The sequence below is a fragment of the Kribbella sp. NPDC051952 genome, assembly GCF_040680855.1.
Classification (GTDB): Bacteria; Actinomycetota; Actinomycetes; order Propionibacteriales; family Kribbellaceae; genus Kribbella.
The window spans coordinates 179,150-198,427 of sequence record NZ_JBFAXQ010000011.1; the positions used below are offsets into that span (position 1 = coordinate 179,150).

Here is a 19,278-nt window from a genome sequence, read left to right on the forward strand (position 1 = left end):
GCTCAGCGTAAGCGTCACCCTTGGGTATCGATCGGGTCACCAGTTCGTAGCAGCCATAGCGGCGAGCGCGCAGACGCGTTCAGGTGATGTGGGGCAGGCCCGGCCTGCCCCGGGATGGCCGGACGTAAACGTGTCGGGGCGCCCAAGTACAGTTACGACCGGTATCCAGGGTGAGAGGGAGGGATCGCGTGCCGGAAGTGGAAGTGTCCGACCGGGTGCTCACGATCCCGAACGCACTCAGCTTCCTCCGGCTGCTGGGGGTGCCGCTGTTCCTGTGGCTGGTCCTCGGTCCGAAGGAGGACGGCTGGGCCCTGCTGGTGCTGGCGATCTCCGGGTTCACCGACTGGGCCGACGGCCAGATCGCCCGCCGGATGAACCAGACGTCGCGGCTCGGCCAGATGCTCGACCCGGTCGCGGACCGGCTGTACATCTTCGCGACCGTGATCGGCCTGGCGCTGCGCGACATCATCCCGTGGTGGCTGGCGATCGCGCTGCCCCTGCGGGACCTGCTGCTGACCTTCACACTGCCGGCCCTGCACCGCCGCGGCTTCAACGCGCTGCCGGTGCACTTCCTCGGCAAGTCGGCCACGTTCTGCCTGCTGTACGCGTTCCCGCTGCTCCTGCTGGGCGACGGTGACAGCACCCTCAACCTGCTCGCCCGCGTGTTCGGCTGGGCGTTCGCGATCTGGGGGACCGGGCTGTACTACTGGGCCGGCGCGCTGTACTTCGTCCAGCTGCGTCACCTCGTCCAGACGGTGAAACCGATCAAGGACGCGGCCGGGTAGACCCGTGACTCAGTCTGCGCCGCCCCAGGACGGCCCACCGAAAGACGCGACACCGAAGCCGAGACGCGTCGACGCGTCCATGTCCTTGCTGAACAACCTGATGGCCCACCCGCTCGACGAGGGGTACGCCGTCGCCGCTCGGACCCGCCCGAAACAGTCGGTGCGGTCGCGGCACCGGGTGATGCTCGTGGTGGCAACGCTCGTCCTCGGGTTCCTGCTCGCGGTCGCCGCCGCGCAGAACTACCGCAGCGCACCCGAGGCCGAGAAGCAGCGCGACGAGCTGATCACCCGGATCAACCAGGCCGACACCCGCCTGAACGGGCTGCGCACCCGGCAGACCGGCCTCGCCGACGAGGTACGGCGGTTGCAGGCGAGCGGACTGAGCAACACCAGTTCGGGTGCGACGTTGCAGGGCCAGCTCGACGACCTGGAGCTGCGGACCGGCGCGGTCGCTGCCACCGGCCCGGGGATCAAGGCGGTCATCGACGACGCGAAGGACGCCGACTCCAAAGAAGGCCGGCTGCTCGACGTCGACCTGCAGCAACTGGTCAACGGTCTGTGGACCGCGGGCGCCGAGTCGATCTCGGTGAACGGTCACCGGCTCACCTCGCTGACCGCGATCCGCGGCGCGGGCAGTGCGATCACGGTCGACTACAGCTCACTCACCCCGCCGTACACGGTGCTTGCGATCGGGGACAACGCCACCATGCCGGCCCGGTTCGCCCAGAGCTCGGGCGGTCAGTGGGTGCAGTACCTGGTCAGTAACTTCGGTGTCCGGATGACGATCACGACGGAGGACTCCTTGCTGGTTCCGGCCGATGCGACGATCGCGTTGCGCTATGCGAAGGTGATGCCGAGATGATCGCCGTACTCGGGCTGGTGGTCGGCGTGGTGATCGGCCTGCTGGTCGCGCCCGACGTCCCGGAGTGGGCCCAGCCGTATCTGCCGATCGCCGTCGTCGCCGCGCTCGACGCGGTGTTCGGAGCATTGCGGGCCTTCCTGGACGGGATCTTCGACGACAAGGTGTTCGTCGTCTCGTTCGTGTCCAACGTGCTGATCGCCGCGCTGATCGTCTACCTGGGTGACCAGCTGGGCGTCGGCTCGCAGCTGTCCACCGGTGTGGTCGTCGTGCTCGGCATCCGCATCTTCACGAACATGGCCGCCATCCGCCGCCACATCTTCCGGGCCTGACATGAGCGACGACAAACCCGGGCCCACGCCCGAACCGGTCGAGCCGAAGCAGCCGGCCGAGCCGACGCCGATGCCGAAACCGAAGCGGCCGAACCTGGCGCTGCGGCGGTTGCGGTCCGGGTTCAAGCCGTCCCGCGGTCAGGCGATCGTGGCCGTCGTCCTTGCCCTGGTCGCGTGTATGGCCGTCGTCCAGGTCCGGGTCAACCGGGCCGACGACGGCTACCAGAACGCCCGCCGCGAGGACCTGATCGCGATCCTCGACGGCCTCGGCCAGAACACCCGCCGCCTGGAGGGTGAGATCGCCGAGCTGGAGGAGCGGAAGAACTCGCTGTCCTCCAGCGCGGACAAGGCCCAGACCGCCCGTGAGCAGGCTGCGGCGCAGGTCCGGGTGCTCGGCATCCTGGCCGGCACGCTGCCCGCCCAGGGACCGGGCGTCCGGATCACGCTGAACGACCCCGAGGGCAAGATGACCTCGAGCAACCTGCTGGACGCGATCGAGGAGCTCCGCGACGCCGGCGCCGAGGCGATCCAGATCAACGGCTCGGCCCGGGTGGTCGCGAGTACGGACTTCGTCGACGAGGCACCGGGGATCAAGGTCGACGGCCAGAAACTGGTCTCGCCGTACGTGGTGGAGGCGATCGGTGACTCGCACAACCTGGCCGAGGCGGCCAACTTCCCGGGCGGCCTGGTCAGTGAGGTGACCGGTCCACAGGTCGGTGGAACGGCCGACGTGAACGAGCTCGACACGGTCTCGGTGACCGCCTTGCACGCGGCCGAGGAGCATCGTTACGCTCGCCCGGCGCCCAGCCCCACCAAGTAGCTGCGATCATTGCCAAGCTTTGACGCTGTGCCCTTATCGATGGAGGACGAAGGTGTACCCCGAAGACCTGAAGTACACGGCCGAGCACGAGTGGGTGAAGGCCGGCGAGGGACCGGTGCGGGTCGGCATCACCGACTTCGCGCAGGACGCGCTCGGTGACATCGTCTACGTGCAGCTGCCCGAGGTCGGCACCGCGGTGCGGGCCGGCGACTCGTGTGGTGAGCTGGAGTCGACCAAGAGTGTGAGCGACCTGTTCGCCCCGGTGAACGGCACCGTGCGGGCCGTCAACGAGGCACTCGCCGACCAGCCGGACCTGGTCAACACCGACCCGTACGGCGAGGGCTGGCTGCTTGACATCGAGGTCGACGACGACGCCGAGGTCGAGGCGCTGATGGACGCGGAGACCTACCAGGGCCAGCTCGACCCGAGCTGACCGCGGGCGGCCGGTAGCAGGCGCAGCCGCTCCTGATAGGTTGTCGAGACCTCAACCGCTGGTCGAGGGTTGAGGTCTGCGAATCTGCGTCCACACTTGTTCACACGGGGTCTATTGAAAACGTCGCCGGACCACCGGCGATCGGGAGGATCACAGCATGCCGTTCTGCAACCAGTGCGGGCACGAGAACTCCGAGGGCAGCCGGTTCTGCTCGCAGTGCGGAGCGATGCTTCCTGGCGCGGACCGCCCGGCGGCAGCCCCGGCGACCCCGCCACCGGCGACCGGTGTCACCGACACCGCGATGCTGACCCCGATCGGCGCGGAGCCGGAGCCCGAGCGCACCGGCGAGCCGCTGTCGGCCGACGACGAGGCCGCGGTCGGCGCGCTGCCGGCCGGGTCGGCCCTGCTGATCGTCCAGCGCGGCCCGAACGCGGGCAGCCGGTTCCTGCTCGACGTCGACGTGGTCACCGCCGGCCGGCACCCGGACAGCGACATCTTCCTCGACGACGTCACCGTCTCCCGCCGGCACGCGGAGTTCCGCCGGGACACGTCCGGCGTGAAGGTCCGCGACGTGGGCAGCTTGAACGGCACCTACGTCAACCGCGACCGGATCGACGAGGTTCAGCTGAGCAACGGCGACGAGGTCCAGATCGGTAAGTACCGGCTGGTGTACTACGCCAGTGGCCAAGCCTGAGCCCACTGCTGAAGGCCCCTCGGGAGGTCCCCCGGGAGGTCTTGGCATCGGAGCGGTGCTGCAGCTCCTGCAGGCCGAGTTCGACGACGTCACGATCTCGAAGATCCGGTTCCTCGAGGCCGAGGGACTGGTCACGCCGGGCCGGACCGCGTCCGGCTACCGGAAGTTCAGCACCACCGACGTCGACCGGCTGCGGTACGTGCTGGCCGCGCAACGCGACCAGTACCTGCCACTGAAGGTGATCAAGGAACACCTCGGCGCGATCGACCGCGGTCTGCGCCCGGCGGCCGGTGGTGCACCGGTCGCCCCGAGTTCGTTGCCGCAGACCCCAGGGCTGCCGGTCTCCGACGACTTCGGTGCCACCGGCACCGATCTGCGGCTGACCCGGGACGAGCTGCGCGCCGCCGCGGCGATCTCGCCCGAGCTGCTGGCCGAGGTGGAGGGCCACGGCCTGGTCGTGGCCAGCGGCAACCACTACGGCGGCGACGCGATCGTGATCGCGCGGCTGGCAGCGGAGTTCGCGGCGTACGGGATCGAGCCCCGGCACCTGCGCCTGTTCCGTACGGCGGCCGATCGCGAGGTCGGCCTGATCGAGCAGGTCACCGGAGCCCGGCGTACGGAGCAGACCGAGGAGCTGGCCGCGCTCGCGGTCCGGTTGCACGCGGCACTGGTCCGGTCCCGGCTACCCAAGTAGCCACCCCGTGGGCCTGCCCGGGCCTGGCCCGCAGAGTAGGCTGAAGGTGTGCGCGAAGTCGACGTGGTCGGAGTCCGGGTGGAGATGCCCTCGAGTCAGCCGATCGTGCTGCTGAAAGAGGTCAGCGGGGAGAGGTACCTGCCGATCTGGATCGGCGCGGCCGAGGCCAGTGCGATCGCCTTCGCCCAGCAAGGCATGGAGCCGCCGCGGCCGCTGACCCACGACCTGTTCGCCGAGGCGATCCGGGTGCTCGGGCACACGCTCAGCCAGGTCCGGATCGTGAACCTGACCGACGGCGTGTTCGAGGCGATCCTGGTCTTCGACGACAAGACCGAGCTGAGCGCCCGGCCGTCGGACTCGATCGCGCTGGCGCTGCGGACGGGTACGCCGGTGTTCTGCGCCGAGGAGATTCTGGCCGAGGCGGGCATTCCCGTCCCGGAGAGTGAGACGGGCGCCGACGAGGTGGAGGAAGAGGAGGAGGTCGAGCGCTTCCGCGAGTTCCTCGACCAGGTGACACCGGAAGACTTCGACAAAAGCTGACGCTCAACCGGCGCCGGCGGGACAAGACCAGACAGGTAACGATTCGTACGACGGCCGCGACACGCTCCCGGCTCGATGCGGTTGTCGTTGACCCTCCCTGGTCATCGGCTTACCTTGAAGGAGTCGTGGGGTGTTGTCACTCCACGGATGTGAACCGTTCCAGTCGGTACCCAGGGAGGCTCAGGCGTGACACGCACCGGGGACACGGATCTGACGGCGCAGTCGACGTCCGAAGCACGCGCTGAGGCGGCAGCTGCCGCCGGTGTCCAGGGTCTGCTCTTCGACGACGATCTGCGGCCGATGCCGGAAGACGTCGGATTCCGCGGTCCGACCGCGTGCGCCGCGGCTGGGATCACCTACCGTCAGCTCGACTACTGGGCCCGCACCGGTCTGGTCTCGCCGTCCGTCCGCCCGGCAACGGGTTCGGGTACGCAGCGGCTGTACGGCTTCCGTGACGTCTTGTTGCTGAAAGTGATCAAGCGTCTGCTCGACGCCGGCATCTCGCTGCAGCAGATCCGGACGGCGATCGCCCACCTGAGCAAGCGCGGCATCGACGACCTGACCCAGATCACGCTGATGAGCGACGGCGCCTCGGTGTACATGTGCACCTCGCCGGACGAGGTGATCGACCTGCTGGCCGGTGGCCAGGGTGTCTTCGGCATCGCCCTCGGTGGCGTCTGGCGCGAGGTCGAGGGGTCGCTCTCCGAGCTGCCGACCGAGCGTGCCGACGGTCACGACGGCGACGCCGATTCGCACGCGAACGACGAGCTCGCCGCCCGTCGCCGCGCCCGCATGACCGGCTGAGCTGCTACAGATTCTTCTGTGCGCCCACTCACCGCTGATTCGCTCCGTGGTGTGTGGGCGACTCTGTTGTTACCCCTGAACGCCGACGACTCGATCGACTTCGCGCGATTGGAGGCCCAGGCCGAGACGCTGGCCGGGACCGAGCTCGACGGGCTCTACGCCCACGGGACGGCGGGGGAGTTCCAGACCCTGACCGAGGACGAGTTCGACCGGATCAACGGCGTACTGGCCGGGACCGGCAAGTCCTTCCAGATCGGTGCGAGTCATCCGTCCGCCCAGCTCCAGCTGGATCGCGTCCGCCGGGCTGCGACGCTGGAGCCGGGTGCGATCCAGGTGATCGTCCCCGACTGGCTGTCGCTGAACGACCGCGAGGTGCTGGACTTCCTGCGCCGGACCGCCGAGGTCGCCGGCGAGGTTCCGCTGGTCCTCTACAACCCGCCCCACGCCAAGACGCCGGTTGCGCCGCGGTTGCTGGCGAGTTTGGCCGAGGCAGTGCCCAGCCTGATCGGGTTGAAGACCGCGGGTGGGGATGCGGCCTGGTTCGAAGAGGCAACCAAGTCCGGGTTGTCGATCTTTGTCCCCGGCCACTTTCTCGCGAGCATGTCGCGACTCGGCGCGCACGGTAGCTACTCCAACGTGGCGGCCATGTCTCCGAACGGCGCGGTCCGGACGGCTCACGACCTGGACGTCGAATGGCGGATCAGCGAGTTCTTCGGGCAGCACGTCGTACCGCTGCAGAAGGCCGGGCTGTCCAACCCCGCGCTGGACAAGTTCCTGGCCGCGGTCGGGGGCTGGGCGGACGTCGGCACGCGGGTCCGCTGGCCGATGACTGCGGCGACCCAGGCCGAGGTAAACGCCGCGCGGCCGACCGCTCGGCGGCTGCTGCCCGAACTGTTCGGGGATTCCTGGTAGCCTCGGAACCGCCGTACACAGCACTCGGGAGAGACCCGTTCAACCGGGCGCCGAAGGGGCAATTCCTCCCCGGAACCTCTCAGGCCCATGGACCGAGTGCCACAGGCGACTCTGGAGCGCGCGCTGCGTGACAGAGGGGGAGGCGACCGGAAGCACGTCAGCAACGGAGCCTCTTGATGACCGAACTCTCAGCAATCTTCGCCGACCGCCACATCGGGCCACGCCCGGACGAGGTCGCGCGGATGGTCCAGCTGCTCGGGTACGACGACGTCGACGCGCTGGTGGACGCCGCCGTCCCCGCGTCGATCCGCTCGACCGAAGCGCTCCGGCTGCCCGAACCGGCCTCCGAGGTCGACGCGCTGACCGAGCTCCGCCAGCTGGCGGCCCGCAACACCGTGGCCACCTCGATGATCGGGCAGGGGTACTACGGCACCTTTACGCCGTCGGTCATCGTCCGCCGCCTGGTCGAGAACCCGGCCTGGTACACCGCCTACACGCCGTACCAGCCGGAGATCTCGCAGGGCCGGCTCGAGGCCCTGCTGAACTTCCAGACCGTCGTCTCCGACCTGACCGGGCTGCCGACCGCGAACGCGTCGCTGCTCGACGAGGGCACCGCGGCCGCCGAGGCGATGACGCTGGCGCACCGGTCGAACAAGAAGAGTAAGTCCGACCGCTTCCTCGTCGACGCCGACTGCTTTGCCCAGACGATCGCCGTCGTGAAGACCCGGGCCGAGGCGCTCGGCATCGAGGTCGTCGTCGCCGACACCACCGGTGGGCTGCCGGAGGGCGACTTCTTCGGCTTCCTGGTGCAGTACCCGGGCTCCGGCGGTGTGGTCCGTCACCTCGAGCCGCTGATCACCGCCGCGCACGAGCGCGACACCCTGGTCGCGGTCGCCTCGGATCTGCTCGCGCTGACGGTGCTGCAGGCTCCGGGTGAAGCCGGCGCGGACATCGTGATCGGGTCCTCGCAGCGCTTCGGCGTACCGCTGTTCTACGGCGGTCCGCATGCCGGCTTCATGTCCGTCCGGACCGGTCTCGAGCGGTCGTTGCCCGGTCGCCTGGTCGGTGTCTCGGTCGACGCCGACGGCGCACCGGCGTACCGGCTGGCGCTGCAGACCCGCGAGCAGCACATCCGCCGCGAGAAGGCGACGTCCAACATCTGTACGGCGCAGGTCCTGCTGGCCGTGGTCGCGTCGATGTACGCCGTCTACCACGGACCGGACGGCCTTCGCGCGATCGCGGAGCGTGTGCACAATTACGCCGGCAAGCTGGCCACCTCGCTGCAGGCCGGTGGGGTCGAGGTTGTCCACAACAGCTTCTTCGACACCGTGCTTGCCCGGGTCCCGGGCCGTGCGTCCGACGTGGTCGACGCCGCCCGGCAGAACGGGATCTGGCTCCGGCTCGTCGACGCGGACCACGTCGGCATCTCCTGCGACGAGAAGACCGATGTCGCCACGCTGACGCGCGTCTGCCAGTCGTTCGGCGTCCAGTACGACGACTCGCTGGCCGCCCCCGCGATCGCGGTGCCGCGGACGACGGAGTACCTGACGCACCCGGTCTTCAACACGCACCGGTCCGAGACCGCGATGCTGCGGTACCTGCGCAAGCTGTCCGACAAGGACTACGCGCTGGACCGCGGGATGATCCCGCTCGGTTCCTGCACGATGAAGCTGAACGCGACCACCGAGATGGAGCCGGTCACCTGGCCGGAGTTCGCGGACCTGCACCCGTTCGCGCCGATCGAGGACGCGGCCGGGTACGTGAAGCTGATCGGCCAGCTGGAGCGCTGGCTGGCCGAGGTCACCGGGTACGCGAAGGTGTCGATCCAGCCGAACGCGGGCTCGCAGGGTGAGCTCGCCGGGCTGCTCGCGATCCGCGGGTACCACCGGGCCAAGGGCGACCTCGAGCGGAACGTCTGCCTGATCCCGGCCAGCGCGCACGGCACCAACGCCGCGTCCGCGGTGATGGCCGGCATGAAGGTTGTCGTTGTCAAGGGCAACGACGACGGCACGATCGACCTGGACGACCTGCGGGCGAAGGCTTCTGAGCACGCCGCCCGGTTGGCCGCCATCATGATCACGTACCCCTCGACGCACGGGGTGTACGAGGAGAGTGTGACCGAGGTCTGCCGGGTCGTCCACGACAACGGCGGCCAGGTGTACGTCGACGGCGCGAACCTGAACGCGCTGCTCGGTCTGGCCAAGCCCGGTGAGTTCGGTGGCGATGTCTCGCATCTGAACCTGCACAAGACGTTCTGCATCCCGCACGGTGGTGGCGGTCCGGGTGTCGGCCCGGTGGCCGTCGCGGCTCACTTGGCGCCGTACCTGCCGAACCACCCGCTGCTGGACCAGGCCGGTCCGGACTCCGGCGTCGGCCCGATCAGCGCGGCGCCGTTCGGCTCCGCGGGTGTGCTGGCGATCTCGTGGGCGTACATCCGGATGATGGGCGCTGACGGTCTGACCAACGCGACCAAGGCCGCGGTGCTGACCGCGAACTATGTGGCGAAGCGGCTCGAGGGTGCGTTCCCGGTGCTCTACACCGGTGAGAACGGGCTGGTCGCGCACGAGTGCATCCTGGATCTGCGGCCGATGACCAAGGAGACCGGGATCAGTGTCGACGACGTCGCGAAGCGGCTGATCGACTATGGCTTCCACGCACCGACGATGTCGTTCCCGGTCGCCGGGACGCTGATGGTGGAGCCCACCGAGTCCGAGGATCTCGGCGAACTCGACCGGTTCTGCGACGCGATGATCGCGATCCGGCACGAGATCGACCGGGTCGCCGCGGGGGAGTGGCCGGCCGCCGACAACCCGCTGGTGAACGCGCCGCACACGGCCGGGTCGGTCATCAACGACAAGTGGGAGCACGCTTACACTCGCGAGGAGGCGGCGTTCCCGCGCTCCGTGGACCGCGCCTCGAAGTACTGGCCGCCGGTCCGCCGGATCGACGGTGCGTACGGCGACCGCAACCTGATCTGCTCCTGCCCAGCCCCGGAGGCCTTTGAGTGACCCAGGTTCGACCTGACACCGCCACCGCGCTCCTCAGCGAGATCGCGGTGGCGCAGAGCGAATGGAAGTTGCCGTCGGTCAATGCCGGCGTGGTCCGCGATGGTTCGCTGGTGTGGACCGGGTCGCGGGGGCGGTTCGCGACCGCGGCCGGGGCCGCCCCGGGACCGGATGTGCAGTACCGGATCGGGTCGATCACGAAGACGCTGACGGCCGTCCTGGTGCTGCAGTGCCGCGACGACGGGCTGCTCGCGCTGAACGATGCCGTGGGCAAGCATCTGCCCGGGATCGCGTTCGGCGACCGGACAGTCCGGCACCTGCTCGCGCACAGCGGCGGGATGAACGCCGAGCCCGAAGGCCCTTGGTGGGAACGCAATCCGGGCGTCTCGTTCGACGAACTGACCGCCGCGATGGACGAGTCGCAGGCGGTCGGTCCGGCCGATCGCAGGCACCACTACTCGAACCTCGGCTACGCGTTGCTCGGTGAGATCGTGGCCCGCCTGCGGGGCGAGTCCTGGCTCGAACTCGTCCAGAAGCGCATTCTCGATCCGCTGGAGATGCGGCGTACGACGTACTTCCCGACCGGAGCCGCTGCGCAAGGTTTCTCGGTGCACCCGTTCAGTGGGCAGCTGGTGGAAGAGCCGGCGTACGACTCGGGTGCGATGGCGCCGGCCGGTCAGATGTGGAGCACGATCGAGGATCTGGCCCGCTATGCGGCGTTCTGGATCGATCCGGTCTATGAGGTGCTGAGCCGCGACACGGTCGAGGAGATGGCGGCGCCGGTGGCCACGGATCCACGGGAAGGGCTGACCGCGTCGTACGGGCTGGGCCTGCGGCTGATCGCGGCCGACCCGCACCTGCTGATCGGCCACACCGGCTCGATGCCCGGGTTCCTGGCGGGTCTGTTCGTCGACCGGGTCCGCCGGATCGGTGCTGTCACCCTCGGGAACGCAACCTACGGCCGGGTCGCGTCCCTCCCGCCTGACCTCATCGCGACCGTTACCGCCTTCGAGCCCAGCCTCCCGCCGGAGTGGCTACCGGAGCCGGCGTTGTCGCAAGGTGAGGAGCTCCTGGGGCACTGGTACTGGGGGAACACCCCGGTCGAGATGTCGGTCTCGGCCGGCATCCTCCAACTCAGCGGCGGCCTCACGACTCGGTTCTCGCCGCTGGGTCCCGACCTCTACCTGGGTCGTGACGGCTACCTCGCCGGTGAGAAGCTGCACGTCCTCCGCGACGGCGACACAATCACCCACCTGAACGTCGCCACGTTTGTGCTGACGAGGACGCCGTACGGCGCCTGACTCACAGGTCCGCGAACTTCTCGCGGAGAGCGACGCCCTTCAACTCGAGTCGTCGCGCCTCGTCGGAACGCCCGACCCGATGGAGCCGGAACGCCTGCTCTTCGATCGAGGTGATCAGGCGGTTCAGCCAGCTGAGGTCGTCCACCGCGAGCTCCTCGAACAGGGGCAGCGCCTGCTCGCCGGCCACCACGGCGGGCTCGAACTCACCCAGCGCATCGTGTGCCTTGGTCAGCTGCTCCGCGGCCCGGGCGGTGAGCTCGAGCAGTTCCGGCCGGGTTTTCATGAGGCGCCGGTACGTCGCATACGCCTCCTGAGCGACCGGCACGGACTGCTCCCACCGCTCGCGGTCCTGCAGGGCGATCACCAGGTTCGACAGGTTGAGCGCGAGCAGCTCCTCGTGCTCGGTGATCAGTGACCGGGTGAGGACGACCGCCTCCTCGTTGATCGGGATCCCTTCCTCTTCGCGGTCCAGCCGGCTGAAGGTGACCGCGGCATGGTTCAGTGACCGGGCCAGCTGCTCGCGGTAGTACGGTTCGCCGGCCACAACCTGCCGCCAGGTCTCGACGGCCTCCTGGATGACCGGAAGCGCGTCCTCGTGGCGGTCCAGCTCGTGAAGCAGGTTCCACTGTTTGTCGAGCGCGTTCGCCAGATACCTGGCTTCAGCAGGCCGCTTGGTCGCGTACTTCCGGAAGCTGCCGACGGCGCTCTCCAGGTGCTCGAGGGCGTCCTCGCCGGTGCTCTTCTCGGCGCGCATCAGTTCCAGGGCACCCCAGGACCGGCTGAGGCTGAGTCTCGGAGTGAACAACGTGGACAGGTAAACGATCAGCCCGAGGGTGATCACACCGTGGCCGTGCCGCCATCCGGCGATCCAGCCGACGATGCCCGCGACCACGGCCAGCGCGCCTACCGTCTGGACGATCCCGCGGATGTACGTTTCTCGCACACTCGTCATCACGAACCCCCTCCCGGGTCTTGCTGGATGAGATGCGCGAAAGGGCTCCGGCGTTGCCTCGACTCGTGAGGATCGCCACTTCGGCCGTGGCTGAGTTGACACGGTGTGTGAGCCGGGCAAAAGTTAGGGCTGCCTTAGTAAGGCTTGCCTTACTCGACAACTTCCCGGGAGATCTGGATGTCGCAGCCTGCGCGTCTGACCGCGCTGCCCGCACCCGTTCGCGATCCGTTCGCCGCACGCTGGCCGCTGGCCTCGACGGTGTCGGACCGCGAACGTGGACCGTTGCCGCACGGTTCGCCGGGAGCGGTGCTGCGCCGGGCGGCCGAGGTGCTGGGGGAGCCGCGGATCCCGTCGACCGGGGTTGGTGAGTCGGCCGCGCTCGACCTGATCGCGGGGCTGCTCGAGGAGAACGGGATCGACCTGAGTCACCCACACGCGGCGGCGCACCTGCAGCCGCCGGTGCTGCAGGTCGCAGTGGACGCGGACGCGCTGGCGTCGGCCTCGAACGCCTCGATGGACACGTACGACTCCGGTCCGGCGACGCTGGCGATCGAGCAGTGGGTCGTGAAGGCCCTGGCCGGCCTGGCCGGGTTCGGTCCGGCGGCGGACGGCGTACTGACGCCTGGCGGCTCGATCTCGAACCTCCTCGCCGTACTGATCGCTCGCGATGCAGCGGCCGCCGCCGCGGGTGTCGACGTACGACGGAATGGTCTGCAGGGACTGGAGCACCCGGTGGTTGTCTGCTCCGAGCTCGCCCACTTCTCGGTCCAGCGAGCCTGCGCCGCCCTCGGGCTCGGTGAGGAGGCGGCGATCACGATCGCCTCCGACGAGAACTTCCGGATGCGCACCGACGTCCTGGCCGACGAGCTCGCCAAGCCCGGCCGTACGCCGGTGGCCGTCATCGCCACCGCCGGTACGACGGACTTCGGGTCGGTGGACCCGATCGCGCCGATCGCTTCGTTGGCGCGGCAGTACGGAGTCTGGTTGCACGTGGATGCGGCGTACGGGTTCGGGGCGCTGTTCTCCGACCGGCTCGCACCGCTGCTGTCGGACCTGCCGCTGGCGGACTCGGTCACGCTCGACCTGCACAAGATCGGCTGGCAGCCGGCCGCCACCAGCGTGCTGCTGGTGGCCGACCGGAACCGGTTCTCCGCCCTCGGTCGCTCCGTCGACTACTTGAACCCGGCCGACGACATCGACTCCGGCCTGGACGGTCTGCTCGGCCGCAGCCTGCAGACCACGCGCCGTCCGGATGCGGTCAAAGTCGCCACCACACTGACGGCATACGGACGGGCCGGACTGGGCACAATGCTCGACACCTGTCACGAGCTCGCGCATGCCGCCGCGGCCCGGGTCGTTGCCGACAGCAACCTTGAGTTGCTGGCGCCGGTGACCCTGACCACGGTGTTGTTCCGGGTCGCCGGGCAGGGGCTGGAGCCGGCTGTGCTGGACGCGCTCCAGGGTGAGGTCCGGCGCCGGTTGCTGACGTCCGGACGGGCGCTGATCGGCCGGACCAAACTGCCGGCCCGAGGCGGCCGGCCGGCCGTGGTCGCGTTGAAGCTGACGCTGCTGAACCCGAACGCCACCGCGACGGACATCGAGGAACTGCTCGACCTCGTCGTGGCAACCGGCCGCGATGTGCTGGCGGACAGCGTTGCGGCGAGTGTTTCGGCCAGCGTTTCGGACGGTGTGCCGGCCAGTGTTTCGGACAGCGGTGAAGGAGCGGCGTGATCTCACCTGCAGTTTCGGCTCATCTGAATGCGATCCTGCGGTGTTATACGCGGGAGACGTCCGTACCGGTCTCGGTCGGGCCGTTGACGCTGAAGGTGGGCAACTCGACCGTGACCGCGCGGGTGGAGCACGCGTCGCGGACGGGTTTGCACCAGTTCGCCGACGTACTTGTGGACGGCGTACCGACGGCGCCTGAGGACCTGGTGCGGTTGCTGTCGGTCGATGCGGATCCGGCGGAGATCGACGACCTGGCGGCTCGGACGGCGGAGTCGGTGCGCAATGTCTCGCGGTTCCTGGCCGAGGCCGGCGGTGAGCGGGGGCCGGGGCGTTTCCTCGAGGTCGAGCAGGCGTTGTTGCTGGGGCATCTGAATCACCCGGCGCCGAAGAGCCGGGACGGGCTGAGCGGTGCCGAGCTGGCTGCGTACTCGCCGGAGCTCGGCGGCCGCTTCGCGGTGCACTGGTTCGAAGCCGACGCCGAGCTGGTGTCGTCGGACCAGGTGGCCGGCGCGCCCTCGCTGCAGGGACTGGACGCCGTGCAGCTGATGGGCGCGCTGGCCGGTATCACCCCGTCGGCCGGGCGGGTGCTGATCCCGGCGCACCCGTGGCAGGCGGCGTCGCTGCTGCAGCGTCCGCGGGTGGCGTCGCTGATCGACGAGGGCCGGGTGAAGGCGCTCGGACCTGCGGGACCGGAGTGGTACCCGACCTCGAGTCTGCGGACCGTTTTCCACCCGGATCAGCCCGTGATGCTGAAGCTTTCGCTCGGGCTGCGCATCACCAACTCCCGGCGTGAGTCGACGCCGACCGAGCTGCGTCGCGGGCTGGAGATCAACCGGCTGCTCGATGCGGCGTACAACGCGGGCACGGCGACCGCGCATCCTCGGTTCACGATCGTCCGCGACCCGGCCTGGGTTGCTCTTGACGAAGGTGGACCAACATTGACTGGTCTTGACGTTGCTGTACGAGAGGTGCCGGCAGACGTCAACAGTTATCAATGTTTGGCCGGACTCGTCGCGCCGCGGCCCGATGGGGTCAGCCGGCTGAGCGCGTTCGCCGCGGAGGACCCGGTCGCGTGGGTGACGGCGTACATCGACCACGTGCTGATCCCGATGCTGCACCTGTACGCCGAGACCGGCATCGGACTGGAGGCACATCAGCAGAACACGCTGGTGCGGTTGGACGGGCTCGGCCGGATCAAGGGTGGGGCGTATCGCGACAACCAGGGGTACTACCTGGCTTCGTCGTACCTGCGTGGTCTGTTGGCCGTGACCGGCCTGCGTGACTCGACGCTTGCCGTCGTCGACGATCCGATTGTCGACGATCGACTGACCTACTACCTGCTGCACAACCAGGCGCTGGCCGTGGTCGGCTGCCTGGCGGCGGACGGGATCGCGGACGAGGCCTTGCTACTCGAGGTGGTGCGTCAGCGGTTGACGCTTGCACTGCCGTTGCTTGAGGCGGCTGGGCCATCCGGTGATCGGCTGGCCCGGCGGTGGCTCGAGGCGGACACACTGCCGTGCAAGGCCAACATGATGACCCGGCTGCGCGGGATCGACGAGGTGGTCGCGCCACTGGATGCTCAGTCGGTCTACCTCGACATCCCGAACCCGCTCCGATGAGGTGCCACACTCAGCCGATGCTCCACCTGGACAACGGCTTCGACCTCCGCCCGGCCGGCTCCGAAGACGCAGCCAAGATCGCGTTGTGGATGGCGCAGCCGCACATCCAGCAGTGGTGGCACCAGAACTGGTCGGTGGAGCACTGGGCGCAGGAGATCGAACGGCAGGCAGCGGGAGAGCACTCCGTCCCATGCGTCGCCGCCGTCGACGCAGAGGACTTCGGGTACGTCGAGCTTTATCGGGTCCGGCATGACCGCCTGGCCGAGTACTACAGCGCTCTGGATGGTGACTGGGGTGTACACGTGGCGATCGGCGACGTCACCCGGGTCGGTCGTGGCTTGGGCCGTCAACTCCTGCGCGCGCTGGCTGATGCGCTGTTGCTAGCCGATCCGGCCTGCCTGCGCGTCGTGGCCGAACCAGACGTCGAGAACCTGCCGTCCGTGCGCGCGTTCGCCGCGGCCGGCTTTGTCCAGCAAGGGGAGCTACAGCTGCCCGACAAGACCGCACTACTGATGGTCCGCACCAGGACCGTGGAGGATTGACATGTACGACGTGATCGCGATCGGCTGTGGGCCGTTCAACCTCGGACTGGCCGCGCTGGCGTCGGGTGTCGACGTGGACGTCGCAGTGCTGGACAGCAGGCCGGAGTTCACCTGGCACCGGGGGCTCATGTTCGAGGACGCCATGCTGCAGGTGTCGTTCATGGCCGACCTGGTCTCCTTGGTGGAGCCGGCGCACCACCTGTCGTTTCTATCGTATTTGAAGGACAACGACCGCCTGTACCAGTTCTACGTACGGGAGAAGTTCCACCCGACGCGGCGCGAGTACGAGACGTACCTGCGGTGGTGTGCGGCCCAGCTGGACTCACTGCACTTCGGTCACCACGTACGCGACGCTTCCTGGAACGGGTCGTACTTCGAGCTGACAGTGGAGCGCGGCGACGCCGTCGAGACATTCGAGGCACGCCATCTGGTGGTTGGTGTCGGCACTGAGCCGTTCGTGCCGGCTGCGCTGTCGGGGCTGCCGTCCGAGCGCTTCCTGCACTCTGCGGACTACCTGTTCCGGCGGGATGACCTGCTGGCGTCTGGACGTGTCACCGTCGTCGGGTCTGGACAGTCCGGTGCCGAGTGCACGTTGGACCTACTGCGCGCTGATGGACCGGCCGTGTCCTGGCTGACGCGTACGGCGGCCTTCACCCCGCTGGACTACTCGAAGCTCGTGCTGGAGATGACAACTCCGTCGTACGTCGACTATTTCCATGCACTGGATGAGTCCGCGCGGGACAAGCTGGTGAAGGACCAGTGGCGGCACTACAAGGGCATCTCCTCGGACACCCTGGAGGACATCCACGACGTGCTTTACGCCCGCGACCTCAGCGCCGCTCCGGTGGAGCTGCAGGTCGGTGTGGGTGTGGTGTCCGCGGTCGCGCGGGCCGACGGTATCGAGATGACCATGCAGCACGCGGACAGCGGCAAGATGTTCCAGCATCTGACCGACATGGTTGTGGCGGCTACGGGCTATCGCAATCGCGCGTTGCCTTTCCTGACGTCGCTTGACGACCAGATCCGGCGGGATGCGGCGGGGCGCTGGATCATCAATCGGAACCACAGCGTCCAGACCTCGGACGATCTGGCCGGCCGTCTGTTCGTCGCGAACGCCGATCTGCACAGTCATGGCGTCGCGGCACCGGACCTCGGTATCGGGGCGATCCGCAACGCCACCATCCTGAACAGCGTCGCTGGGCGCGAGATCTTCCGCCTCCCCAAGTCCACCGCCTTCACAACCTTCGCCATCCCCGGATGAACGACCTCTGGACCGCCTGCTCCTCAGCCCTCCTCGCCAAACTAATCGGCCAGTTCAGCACCGAAGGCCTCCTCGAACCGATCTCCTCAGCTGCGCCCGATGACTTCCAGTTGGGCTTCGGCTCGATCTCCTACACCTTCACCGCGACCCGCGGCGGCTTCGGCTCCTGGCGAGTCGACCCAGCATCCATCCGCCGTACGACCGCCGGCATCCTCGGCAACGACGAGAGCGAGGCCGCAACCGACCCGATCCAGTTCTTCGTCGAGGCAGCCGACGTACTGGGCTTGGACGGTTCGACGGTGGCCGGCTACGTCGCCGAACTGACGAGCACCCTGGCAGCCGACGTACGCATGGCTTCCACCGCCGTGCCTGCTGCAGACCTGCTCGACCTTCACCACAGCCGCCTCGAAGGCCATTTGACCGGCCACCCTTTGCTGGTAGCCAACAAGGGCCGCCTGGGCTTCTCTGCCTCCGACAGTGAACGCTACGCCCCCGAGGCCCGCACCCCGCTCCGCTTGACCTGGTTGGCCATCCGCCGAGGCCTGGCCGAATTCCGCGGCACCCCCGACCTCTCAGAACACGCGGTCATCGCCCGCGAACTGGACCCCGCCACGATCGAAGCCTTCCGCGCCCAACTGGACGACCCAGACACCTACGTCTGGCTCCCATGCCACCCCTGGCAACTCGACCACGTCGTACGAACGCAGTGGGCCCGGGAACTCGCCACCGGCGAAATCGTCATCCTGGGGGAGAGCCCGGACGAGTACCTCCCCACCCAATCCATCCGCACCATGGTCAACATCTCCGCCCCCGACCGCTACCAGGTAAAGCTCCCCCTGAAAATCCTCAACACCTCCGTCTACCGAGGCATCCCCGAACACTGCACATTGGCCGCCCCCATGCTCACCCAATGGCTCCGCGGCCTCTGGTCCAGAGACAAAACCTTCGCCGACTTAGGCACCGAACTCCTAGGCGAAGTCGCCTCCGTAACAGTCCGCCACCCCCAACTCTCCTCCACCCCAGGCATCCCCTACCAATGGACCGAAACCCTAGGCACCATCTGGCGAGACCCGGTAGACCCCCGCCTCCAAGAAGCCGAATCCATCTGGCCCCTAGCCGCCGTCCTACACCCCAACTTCACCACCACCGCCATCACCCGCTCCGGCGTCGACGCCACCACCTGGATCAGCGCCCTCGTCGCCACCCTCCTCCGCCCCCTCCTCCACCTGATGCACCACTACGGCATCACGGTGAACCCCCACGGCGAAAACCTAGCCATCATCTGCACCCCTGATGGCCTCCCCAACCGCCTTGTAATAAAAGACCTAGTAGACGACATCAACATCTCGTCAACTCCAATAGATGCCCGAGGCAACGAGCCAGACTCCCACACCAGAGTCCTCCCCCGAAAACCCTGGCACATCCTCCGCCAATACGTAGTAGACGCCCTCCTCCTAGGAGTCTTGAACCCCCTAGCCGCCATGAACCTGATCCCGGAATCCACTTTCTGGGGCCTGGTCCGAGGAGAGCTGGACCTCTACACAACCACCCACCCAGAACACGCTGACCGCCTGGCCGCCACCGCCTTCACAGGTGAATCCTTCGCCCGCTACCCCCTAAACGCCTACCGCCTAACCCTCGGCTACACCGACCTAGACACCCGCCCACCCATCCCCGCAACAGGCACCATCCCCAACCCTCTGTACGCCCACCGAAGCGACTGAATCGACGCCCTGGGTGAATCAAGCGATTGACAATTGATCTGAAACTGTCATCGATGACACGCCGATGGAACTTGCGTTTACCGACCCACTCGTATGAAGTACCTCACATGCATTTGCCTTGTGCAGGTGACGTGTGACAAAGCACGTGCCAGCGGGCTCGGAACAGGGTCTGCAACCAAGCGCCTTCCATAGGCCGCCTCTTCCATCCGACGACGGTGTCGTAGGGGTGCCGAGCGGCGCCGCTGCGGTCGTTGACCTTCGACAGGGAATCGG

Annotated in this window: 18 protein-coding genes and 1 riboswitch; of the genes, 17 read left to right on the forward strand and 1 reads right to left on the reverse strand. The window is 68.1% G+C overall.

The annotated features are described in order from the left end of the window. Positions 1–188: 188 nt before the first annotated feature. The 12 genes from AB0L70_RS21720 (at position 189) to AB0L70_RS21775 (ending at position 11,179) form a co-directional block, all read left to right on the forward strand. The gene (locus AB0L70_RS21720; RefSeq protein ID WP_363686768.1) at positions 189–785 is read left to right on the forward strand and encodes a CDP-alcohol phosphatidyltransferase family protein; all 597 of its coding nucleotides are present in this window, start codon (positions 189–191) and stop codon (positions 783–785) included. Between the two features lie 79 nt (positions 786–864). Next, entirely contained in the window at positions 865–1,647 is a 783-nt protein-coding gene (locus AB0L70_RS21725) for a DUF881 domain-containing protein (protein ID WP_363686770.1), read from the forward strand. Then, positions 1,644–1,976 (forward strand): small basic family protein, encoded by a 333-nt coding sequence (locus AB0L70_RS21730; RefSeq protein ID WP_133802592.1) that lies wholly within the window; start codon positions 1,644–1,646, stop codon positions 1,974–1,976. Before AB0L70_RS21725 ends, AB0L70_RS21730 begins: the two co-directional genes overlap by 4 nt. Position 1,977: 1 nt before the next feature. Beyond that, a complete protein-coding gene (locus AB0L70_RS21735; RefSeq protein ID WP_363686773.1) occupies positions 1,978–2,796 on the forward strand; it encodes a DUF881 domain-containing protein in 819 nt (272 codons plus the stop codon). Positions 2,797–2,848: 52 nt separating this feature from the next. Next, a complete protein-coding gene (gene gcvH, locus AB0L70_RS21740) occupies positions 2,849–3,229 on the forward strand; it encodes a glycine cleavage system protein GcvH (protein ID WP_363686775.1) in 381 nt (126 codons plus the stop codon). Between the two features lie 157 nt (positions 3,230–3,386). Then, complete coding sequence (locus AB0L70_RS21745; protein WP_363686777.1) at positions 3,387–3,923, forward strand: FHA domain-containing protein; 537 nt, start codon at positions 3,387–3,389, stop codon at positions 3,921–3,923. 55 nt (positions 3,924–3,978) lie between these two features. Then, positions 3,979–4,617, forward strand: coding sequence for a MerR family transcriptional regulator (locus tag AB0L70_RS21750; RefSeq protein ID WP_363686779.1), 639 nt, complete (start codon positions 3,979–3,981; stop codon positions 4,615–4,617). Positions 4,618–4,665: 48 nt separating this feature from the next. After that, positions 4,666–5,157, forward strand: coding sequence for a bifunctional nuclease family protein (locus AB0L70_RS21755; protein WP_363686781.1), 492 nt, complete (start codon positions 4,666–4,668; stop codon positions 5,155–5,157). A gap of 300 nt (positions 5,158–5,457) precedes the next feature. Then, positions 5,458–5,961, forward strand: a complete 504-nt coding sequence (locus tag AB0L70_RS21760; RefSeq protein ID WP_363686910.1) for a MerR family transcriptional regulator — start codon at positions 5,458–5,460, stop codon at positions 5,959–5,961. Positions 5,962–6,012: 51 nt separating this feature from the next. After that, positions 6,013–6,873 (forward strand): dihydrodipicolinate synthase family protein, encoded by an 861-nt coding sequence (locus tag AB0L70_RS21765; RefSeq protein ID WP_363686783.1) that lies wholly within the window; start codon positions 6,013–6,015, stop codon positions 6,871–6,873. A gap of 15 nt (positions 6,874–6,888) precedes the next feature. After that, a riboswitch (glycine riboswitch) is annotated at positions 6,889–6,978 on the forward strand. 71 nt (positions 6,979–7,049) lie between these two features. After that, a complete protein-coding gene (gene gcvP / locus AB0L70_RS21770; RefSeq protein ID WP_363686785.1) occupies positions 7,050–9,881 on the forward strand; it encodes an aminomethyl-transferring glycine dehydrogenase in 2,832 nt (943 codons plus the stop codon). Beyond that, positions 9,878–11,179 carry a serine hydrolase domain-containing protein gene (locus AB0L70_RS21775; RefSeq protein ID WP_363686787.1) on the forward strand — a complete coding sequence of 434 codons (1,302 nt, stop codon included), beginning with the start codon at positions 9,878–9,880 and terminating at the stop codon, positions 11,177–11,179. The genes gcvP and AB0L70_RS21775 overlap by 4 nt, the downstream gene beginning before the upstream one ends. Before the next feature lies 1 nt (position 11,180). On the opposite strand, the gene AB0L70_RS21780 is transcribed toward AB0L70_RS21775, so the two are convergent. Further along, positions 11,181–12,131 carry a tetratricopeptide repeat protein gene (locus AB0L70_RS21780; protein ID WP_363686789.1) on the reverse strand — a complete coding sequence of 317 codons (951 nt, stop codon included), beginning with the start codon at positions 12,129–12,131 and terminating at the stop codon, positions 11,181–11,183. Positions 12,132–12,308: 177 nt separating this feature from the next. Between AB0L70_RS21780 and AB0L70_RS21785 the strand changes: the two genes are divergently transcribed. The 5 genes from AB0L70_RS21785 to AB0L70_RS21805 are packed head-to-tail and all read left to right on the forward strand — an operon-like array spanning position 12,309 to position 19,005. Continuing rightward, positions 12,309–13,862, forward strand: a complete 1,554-nt coding sequence (locus AB0L70_RS21785) for a pyridoxal-dependent decarboxylase (protein ID WP_363686791.1) — start codon at positions 12,309–12,311, stop codon at positions 13,860–13,862. After that, positions 13,859–15,478: an IucA/IucC family protein gene (locus AB0L70_RS21790; RefSeq protein ID WP_363686793.1), complete on the forward strand. Its 1,620-nt coding sequence runs from the start codon at positions 13,859–13,861 to the stop codon at positions 15,476–15,478. Before AB0L70_RS21785 ends, AB0L70_RS21790 begins: the two co-directional genes overlap by 4 nt. Positions 15,479–15,495: 17 nt before the next feature. Further along, the gene (locus AB0L70_RS21795; protein ID WP_363686795.1) at positions 15,496–16,020 is read left to right on the forward strand and encodes a GNAT family N-acetyltransferase; all 525 of its coding nucleotides are present in this window, start codon (positions 15,496–15,498) and stop codon (positions 16,018–16,020) included. 1 nt (position 16,021) lies between these two features. Beyond that, entirely contained in the window at positions 16,022–17,281 is a 1,260-nt protein-coding gene (locus tag AB0L70_RS21800; protein ID WP_363686797.1) for a SidA/IucD/PvdA family monooxygenase, read from the forward strand. After that, positions 17,278–19,005 (forward strand): IucA/IucC family protein, encoded by a 1,728-nt coding sequence (locus AB0L70_RS21805; protein WP_363686799.1) that lies wholly within the window; start codon positions 17,278–17,280, stop codon positions 19,003–19,005. Before AB0L70_RS21800 ends, AB0L70_RS21805 begins: the two co-directional genes overlap by 4 nt. The last annotated feature ends 273 nt before the right edge of the window (positions 19,006–19,278 follow it).

Coding starts and splice junctions, on each gene's coding strand:
- AB0L70_RS21760 (WP_363686910.1), top strand. CDS start 5,458: ATGCCGGAAGACGTCGGATTCCGCGGTCCGACCGCGTGCGCCGCGGCT.
- AB0L70_RS21800 (WP_363686797.1), top strand. CDS start 16,022: ATGTACGACGTGATCGCGATCGGCTGTGGGCCGTTCAACCTCGGACTG.
- AB0L70_RS21780 (WP_363686789.1), bottom strand. CDS start 12,131: ATGACGAGTGTGCGAGAAACGTACATCCGCGGGATCGTCCAGACGGTA.
- AB0L70_RS21795 (WP_363686795.1), top strand. CDS start 15,496: ATGCTCCACCTGGACAACGGCTTCGACCTCCGCCCGGCCGGCTCCGAA.
- AB0L70_RS21805 (WP_363686799.1), top strand. CDS start 17,278: ATGAACGACCTCTGGACCGCCTGCTCCTCAGCCCTCCTCGCCAAACTA.
- AB0L70_RS21785 (WP_363686791.1), top strand. CDS start 12,309: ATGTCGCAGCCTGCGCGTCTGACCGCGCTGCCCGCACCCGTTCGCGAT.
- gcvP (WP_363686785.1), top strand. CDS start 7,050: ATGACCGAACTCTCAGCAATCTTCGCCGACCGCCACATCGGGCCACGC.
- AB0L70_RS21745 (WP_363686777.1), top strand. CDS start 3,387: ATGCCGTTCTGCAACCAGTGCGGGCACGAGAACTCCGAGGGCAGCCGG.
- AB0L70_RS21735 (WP_363686773.1), top strand. CDS start 1,978: ATGAGCGACGACAAACCCGGGCCCACGCCCGAACCGGTCGAGCCGAAG.
- AB0L70_RS21725 (WP_363686770.1), top strand. CDS start 865: ATGTCCTTGCTGAACAACCTGATGGCCCACCCGCTCGACGAGGGGTAC.
- AB0L70_RS21730 (WP_133802592.1), top strand. CDS start 1,644: ATGATCGCCGTACTCGGGCTGGTGGTCGGCGTGGTGATCGGCCTGCTG.